Origin of the sequence: Rickettsiales endosymbiont of Peranema trichophorum (assembly GCF_004210275.1) — a bacterium.
GTDB lineage: Bacteria > Pseudomonadota > Alphaproteobacteria > Rickettsiales > Midichloriaceae > RICK02.
Genome location: NZ_SCFA01000003.1, coordinates 1 through 7,623 on the forward strand (window position 1 = coordinate 1; position 7,623 = coordinate 7,623).

The 7,623-nt window shown below is 41.8% G+C and carries 6 protein-coding genes; all 6 read right to left on the reverse strand.

Annotated elements, in window-relative coordinates:
* On the reverse strand, positions 1–1,069 hold a 1,069-nt coding region (locus EDM53_RS00230), incomplete at its 3' end, for an IS5 family transposase (RefSeq protein ID WP_130121279.1).
* 122 nt (positions 1,070–1,191) lie between these two features.
* Positions 1,192–2,124 (reverse strand): coiled-coil domain-containing protein, encoded by a 933-nt coding sequence (locus EDM53_RS00235; RefSeq protein WP_130121281.1) that lies wholly within the window; start codon positions 2,122–2,124, stop codon positions 1,192–1,194.
* A 661-nt stretch (positions 2,125–2,785) separates the two neighbouring features.
* A complete protein-coding gene (locus EDM53_RS00240; RefSeq protein WP_130121283.1) occupies positions 2,786–4,525 on the reverse strand; it encodes an ankyrin repeat domain-containing protein in 1,740 nt (579 codons plus the stop codon).
* A complete protein-coding gene (locus tag EDM53_RS00245; protein ID WP_130121285.1) occupies positions 4,522–5,736 on the reverse strand; it encodes a hypothetical protein in 1,215 nt (404 codons plus the stop codon). The genes EDM53_RS00240 and EDM53_RS00245 overlap by 4 nt, the downstream gene beginning before the upstream one ends.
* Positions 5,715–6,026, reverse strand: a complete 312-nt coding sequence (locus EDM53_RS00250) for a hypothetical protein (RefSeq protein WP_130121287.1) — start codon at positions 6,024–6,026, stop codon at positions 5,715–5,717. Before EDM53_RS00250 ends, EDM53_RS00245 begins: the two co-directional genes overlap by 22 nt.
* Positions 6,027–6,710: 684 nt before the next feature.
* The coding region (locus tag EDM53_RS00255; protein ID WP_207215377.1) for a PD-(D/E)XK nuclease domain-containing protein at positions 6,711–7,623 on the reverse strand (913 nt) is incomplete at its 5' end.

Here is a 7,623-nt window from a genome sequence, read left to right on the forward strand (position 1 = left end):
GTCCTCTATACCCGAGATCTACAAAATACTTGCCTGGCTCAATCCCCAACGCTTTCACCGCTAATATAGTCTGCTCAAGTGTGTGACCGTCGTAAGGATTGTCGTGGAATGATTTCACTCCCACTACAAAGTTACCTCTACCACTCACAGCTATAGACACTTTATTCCCAAACTCGTATGGCTTATTCAGTTTACCTTTCCCTATACATGCTACCTCAGGTGCATGGAAGCTATAGATAACCTTCTTGTCTTGTTTATACAACTCCTTCTCTCTTTTGTTCAACACTGACTGAGCATGAATATCACGCGCTTTAGACAGAACAATTCTCGCACTATCCTCTAGTATCAGACCTCTATCTTCTATACCTCTTGTCGCTATTCGAAGCAGTCTACCAAGACGAACTTTGATGCTTTTCAGTATCTTACCTCTTACCTTCGCTTTGCTATCTTTCTTATACTTCCAGAGCTTCATCATCCCGTACTTAAAAAACTTCGCATATGTCTCGTTTAGCTCTATTCCCAGCTTCCTGCAAAGATTAACAACCTCCTTCCTTGCCTTTTCCATTAACAATGCATCATGTGGATGCTTCACATTCTTAATCTGAACTGTCGTATCTATAATCGCCGACTCCAAGTCTTTTTTTTTGAGCGCTCCGACTTTCAGACCTATACGCAGAAGCTCTTTCAGAATCTCATTATAGCCTCCTTCACCTAAAATACCACAAAACCTACGAATAGTAGCTTCAGATACATCCACATCTTGCTGTACATACTCAAATCCACAGAAATACTGCCAGTACATATTCTCCTTCAGCTCCTCTTCTGCGAATGTATCTGACCCATTGTACATCGCTTGTAGCATTGCAAGAGCCAGCATCACTCTATGCTCTTTACGTGACCTACCAAATTGCTTGATTTTCACATCCGATAATGGTCTAGCTTCTAGCGAAGACCAATCTACCAAATCTCGTAATTTGTATAGTTTGTTTTTATGGTTCAATACATCTGCAAACTTAATGCAAAATAATCTTCCTTGTTTTTGACTAAAAACTTTGTTTTCTGTTGGCATATCTGATATGTAAAATCCATAAGCTTTCTGCCTATCTAATACACTTCTCTTATGGATTTTCAATCCATTCTATCAACTCAATCCCTCATAATATAACCTCTACAGCACTTCTGACGCACGGACTATTGAATGTGCTCACCGGGTGTTGTCAAATCCTGCTGTACATCTTCAACATCATCCAACTTGTTATATTCTCCTAATATGAAATCCATGATATCGCTCCAGTCTCTCTCTTTATTCTCCCTATGACATGACTCCATACCGGCCAAAACTGCTGCAACTTTCTCGTCAAGAGTATTATAAGAAGTCTCCAATCGTTCGTAAGAGGACGCGAGAGCCTCTTGTGACTTCTTCAAGTCACTGCACAGAAGTTGTAGTTCATACAACTTCTGATAAAGAAAAGTCGTGCTCTTTAGTTGCTCAAAGCTTACATCTGTTAACCGATCCTGTTCAGATCGTAATTTGGCGTACAAAGATATAAGGTGTGCACATGACTCCTCTGACTTTGTGTTCATAACTCCCAGTCCCCATCCCTGCTTATAAATAAAAGCTGTATCCTTAAATTTCTGCTGCATGTCTTTATATCTATAGCGACACTCCTCTAATTGCTCTCTCGTCGTTTCGTCAGGATTTTGTTGCGTTGCCTCTTGTGTAATTTTCTTCTTTGCGGCCCCTTCTTGAGCTTGATGTTGTGCTTTTCCCTCTGTGGTTCGTTCCCTTACCATCCACTCTTGTTGTACTTTACACTCCCCTGCAGCCATTTCAGCACGGTGTGCTTTTTCTTCAGTGACTTTTAAACGTGCCTCAAGCTCATTTACCTTTTTTAGAGTTTCTCCTTGAGCTTGATGTTGTGCCTTTTCCTGTGTGGTTCGTTCCCTTACCATCCGCTCTTGTTGTACTTTACACTCCTCTGCGGCCGTTTCAGCACGGCGTGCTTTTTCTTCAGTGACTTTTAAACGCGCCTCAAGCTCATTCGCCTTCTGTATTACCCAACCTGTATCTGGGTAGGCATCAGGACGCTGATACCACTCCCTCTCATCACCCTTATATTCCATAAACCTCTCTCATTTTTAACACTAACCTATTAATTATATTGGTTGCCGCCGCGAGTATAGTTTAAGACGTACAAAGCGTCAATATAGATATTGCAATATTATTTCATTATTAGCTATCCTAGTTCGTAAATCCAATGTTACTGTCAATCTAACGCATATACTTTATCCTTAGCGTACTGTTTTCTCCCAATCCTATATTGACCCCCTATAGAGAGATGGTGGCAATACTTGAAACGCAATACCATCACGAACAAGGTATATGATACCTTGGAAGCTTTAGAGGATTCAGTATGCGAGTTTATTAAGAATTGTACAACACAATTAATAACCTTGGCACAAATATGCTCTCTCAATTATTAGCTAAATTATTTCCGAAAAATGGTATAATAGGGTGCAGAGTTAGCATATGCATTTAGTTCGTATAATGCAAGTTATATTTTAAAATGAGTACATATTATTATACGTGCTAATTATACGAATAATCCACACATTATGTCCTTTTTGCCACCCTCTCCTCCGCTTCCTACTTTGTAATGTCAGACTCTCATCACACACCCGATCTCCTCTGCGCCCCTTTCCTCCTACACTACATCGCATTGTTCGTATAATACGCTATTGGGACTTCCCACACCTATGTTGCTGATAAGCCTATATGGAGCCTTTATACATCATACACCAATTCTTGCAATGGTTGCTCTTGTGCTATTTCTACATTGTCCTCTCCAGTGGCGCCAAACTCGTGTAGTGGGGTTTGTACTAGTGAGCTGTATAGGTTTGTGTAAGCCTCTGATGATTTTGCGGGATTGTCTTCGCTTGTGTACTCTATGTACAGAGTATGTGTGTTGTGCATCAGGTGGTAAGCGCTGTAGACTGTCATGCTCGATGCAAATACCAATCCTGCATATGGCATTCCTGTCGCCGCCATCACCATAGGTAATGCCATGTATGCTCCTGTGATGGCTAGATACTTGATAGCTTCTGCGTATTCACCTTGATATGCTTGATACCCAGCTTCTAACCCTCCTATTGCTAAACCGTACCCGTTCAATCCTTTGTACATTCCGTATATGTGTACTGAGTCAAATACTAGTTTCTTGCCGTTCTCTAGTGTTGGTTGATTGACCCCTCTTAGTACACCCACAACAGTATCTGCTACTTTGATGCCTAACGCTGCTTTGTACATCGCCACTTGCACTTTTGCTGCTTTTTCTGCTGTTATTCTGTTTATATCGATATCTGCATTCATTTTTTGCTGTAATTCTTTTGCAAATGCAAAATCTTCCGCTTTTCCTCCTTTGTCAGGGTGTAGTTTCAGAAGGATGCTCTTCTTAAATTCCCCATAATTACGCAAAATATCTAGCCTTATCGGCAAGGTCTTGGCTAAATCTAGTTTTATGTCGTTTCGTTCCAATATTTCTAAAAATTTGCTGATCTCATGTCGATATATTACCATCCGATAAATATCGATAATACCAACTTTGATCCCACATTCTTGGGTTCTGGTGTTCGAAAAGAGCTCTGACGGGCTATCCTGGCTTACTGGCTTTTGTATCTCTAATACCGCTAGATCATCTCCGCAACTTCTGCTCGCAACTACATTAGTGTCGTGTTCTGAAATTTGAGTACTCACAACACTCCTCTCTATCATCTTCTTTTCAATGCCATCCTGTAATGTATCCAAGACCTCGGTATCAAATCTTTCCCACCAATGTGGGCTGCTATAGTAGCCAGCAATAAGATGGACAATCTCCGGCGTCATAGAATACTCCCAAAGAAGCATTGCATGCTCCACTATCTGCAGTACTAATGCCTTGTTATGAGCAAGTACTAGTTCTGCATCTTTTACCACAGCTATGAATTCAGGAGAGCGACTAATTCGTTCCTCACACAACTCTGGATTCGCTTCATATTGCAGCAAGACAGCAGCAATATCATTATACCCATATTTTGCAGCAATATTTAAAGCCGTTGCTCCCTCTATGTCCAGTTCATCCACAGACACTCTATTTTCTAAAAATAGGTGCACTAAATCTATATTCCCACCATACACCGCTAAATGAAGCAGTGTATTCATAGATCTGTCAACTATATTAGAGACTGCACCGCGCTCTAATAATAGCTCTACAATTTCATAATTACCAAGATATACTGCTAATTGCAGTGGTGTCCAGTTGCCTCTGTACGCTTTATCTATCCATATACTTGGCTGTGTCAGTAACAAATGACACATAAATATATCTACACGTTTCACAGCAATGTAGAGAGCTGTTTCTCCTAGTATATCAACCGCATTGACGTCCATCCCATCTTCCAAATATTGGGCCACTTTATCTAAGTCCCCTATAGAAACGCTCCTTAAAAAGTCAAACACATTTGCATCAATGTCCATCCGTGTCATCATGTCCTTCCTCTACCTAAACTATCACCACCCCTCCCTCTATCAACCATTCCAGTCCATAACGCTTCTGCATCCTGGTTAGTCCTTTGTATTTCTTCTTTAGATTTAAACACATTACGTATGTCGGCATACGTATGTGCACCTGGTTTTGGAATATGTATTGGTGGTGTTCTTTGTCTTTCTCTACTAGCCTCTCTACCAAACCATTCTGAAATACTTTGGGGTTGTTGGTGGCGCTCCCCAACACCCTCCCTTGTTATTGAGGTGCCAGCGCCTGCTCCAGAAGTAGACCTAATTCTTTCACATAGCTTACCTGATATGGCTACTATGACTTCTCTTAGCTTGCCTTTTACCATACCTTGTACATCCTCAGTAATCTGACTAACAGAGGGTGAAGAGCACAGCCGACTTACAGCCACATCAGTATCGACCCCTAAGAAATTAGGAGGTGATGATGGAAACACACCACCATGGCCACCTCTAAATCCAATAACATTTTCTCCTGTCAGTGGTGCCAGAACCTCTTTTAACGCTTCATTAACAATATCCATCACTGTTTTACAAGAGTCGCAACACTCTTGCGATATTCCTACGTAATATTTTGGTGTCTTTGGTATATTATCTTGATCTTGGAACTTGACGACATCCTGCACTATTCCAGCAATGACGAGGCCTAACAGCCTCATCTCAGCATGCACACCAGTTGCACCCTGTTCTCTAGGTCCTAGATACCTATAACAACTCTTACTTCTCGAGTTCTTAGTATCTGTCTCAATTGCCTGCTGAGCAAGATCCGGTCTTCCAGCACTTCTAACACCCAGCCTTTCTTGCGTCACATCTATTCCACGTCTAAAAATTTGCATCACTTCTGATGACATAGCAACCACATTATCACCATATCCCGTACCATGCCCCACATGGCAACTTAATGCTATAGACTTTGTCAATTGTAAGATCCTCTCAATAATAAGTTGTGTATCCGTAGTAGTGTACGACTTTGCTATCTGTTCTTGAATCTGTCCAAACACCTTGCTAATTGTAGCTTGGAACTCCTGATATGGTCCACCCTCTTGTCGCTGCAACCTAGGAGCTACAACAGTTCGAGATGCTGTAGCCTTGCCTTGATAATATTCATCAGCTATTTTTATAACATCATACATATAATCCATCACTAACTTAATAGCGCTTTCTCTTATTGTTTGCCGCTCTTGCACCACCTGTTCCGTTCCAGAAGGCTTGTGACCCCCCCATCGCCTGGTGCTTTAGTAGCCGAATTTGTAGCAATTACAAGTTGTTCACCTACACATGCAACTGCTGCACATACTTCACCAGTCCCAATACATAACATATTGAGCAGTTCGCTTAACACATCAAGAGGATGCTTATGCTGTGGTGGTGACCCTTGTCGCTCAGAGACAGCTGGTCGTTTAGACACAGAGACATCCCACGTAGCCACCACCCCTCGTTTCGCAGATGGTTTGCTTCCTCTTCCCCTTTCTATCATGATATTTTGCTACGAAATATAATACTCTAATCATACAACAAATCACAGGTAAAACAAGATAAAGCTAAATTAATGGATGCTCTGATGTAGAAGCGGAAACATTATTGCTTATCAGCATCTTTAGCCCGCCGATTGTCACGGCACTTAAACGAAGGTTCACTTACATTAGCCATAGCACTAAATGCTAGGACCCTGCCGCATAATGCTTGCAGCGCAGTTTCATCCTCACGGATAATACTGCAGATCCTAAGATCTCAGGTTACATTCTTCCTGAAGCTTCGCACAAAGTCGTTACCAACAATGCATGTTCAGGTAGCGTACTGATGGCAGAACATCAGGTTGCATGATAGAAGGAAATATAGTATAATCCGAAAACCTAATAGGTTTTCAGACTTTCCTATCCTTAAGCAAAAGACTAGCTTTTGATCAAGGTTTCCGACTAACTGCAACAGTCAACAATAGACCGTTTCACGGGTCGCACGCACACACCAATCGCATCCCTTGATGCCTGTACCAAATGTAGGAAAATCAAGGCGTATAGGTTATGTACACAATGTGCACACATGAATATCTCTTTTGTTAACACACTGTGTCCACAAACGGCCAGAAACCCTCCACAACAAGTCCTCAACTCGTGTACACACTGTGTGACAAACCTGAACAGATAACCCATGAACCTCTCAATTAAACCACAACCTTCTCATTCACCAAACACAGTTGCTTCCCACAAAACGCCAACCCTATCGCCAATACTTCCTTCACTCCGTTCTGTCTAAATAGCTCAAGGTATTGCTTGTCCTTCACCTGCTTCAACCCTTCTTGCGCCTTTGCCTTCAGCTTCTTCGAATCATCTGTTGCTTTGAACTCCAGTAGTATGCCAGCTCTTCCACTCTCCTTTGGCAACATCACTACATCAAACCTTCCAAGCCCCGACTCTTGATTAGAGCGTATGTAGTATGCTCCTCTCAATCCCACTACCAGACCCAATATAAACACATGAAACACTCGCTCAGGCGTGTTCTTATTAAAGTCAAAGTAGCTCCCGCTTTGCATTATGTAGCTTGTGATATACATCTCAAACCTCTCCATATCTCCATCCATCAAGCTCCTCACAAAGCTGTTGTATGAGTCTATGCTTCCTGCCTCGCTAAACCATTCAGATACTATTTGACTATATACTCCTCCAACTTCCTTGTTCGGTACAGATATCTCACATACAAGGTGATACTCCATAAACTTGCTACTTAGCACCTTCAGATATCCTGCATACAGTAACAGACTCCATAAGGCTTCCGGCTTCTTCTTTATGTCGGGAAACACCAAATTCTCAGACAGTACTTGTGTTATTACCTTGCCCTGCAACAACTCCTCAAATTCCTTTCTGACTTCCGGCTTCGCATCCTTTAACAGCTCTTCTATCAACTCATTCCCTGATGTATTGACCCAGTACGTCTCTAACTTCCCATGGTTCTTTAAACACTTTATTATCGACCAGGGATTGTACAATACATGCCTCCCTATTTGATAACCATTGTACCATTCCTTGATCGCATCAAGCGATACTGCTTGCTTCGTTTCTTCCAGCAGTTTGAGAACC

What these genes read in the sequence shown, in the direction of transcription:
- EDM53_RS00250 (WP_130121287.1), bottom strand. Translation starts at nt 6,026, where the DNA reads ATGATAGAAAGGGGAAGAGGAAGCAAACCATCTGCGAAACGAGGGGTG.
- EDM53_RS00240 (WP_130121283.1), bottom strand. Translation starts at nt 4,525, where the DNA reads ATGATGACACGGATGGACATTGATGCAAATGTGTTTGACTTTTTAAGG.
- EDM53_RS00235 (WP_130121281.1), bottom strand. Translation starts at nt 2,124, where the DNA reads ATGGAATATAAGGGTGATGAGAGGGAGTGGTATCAGCGTCCTGATGCC.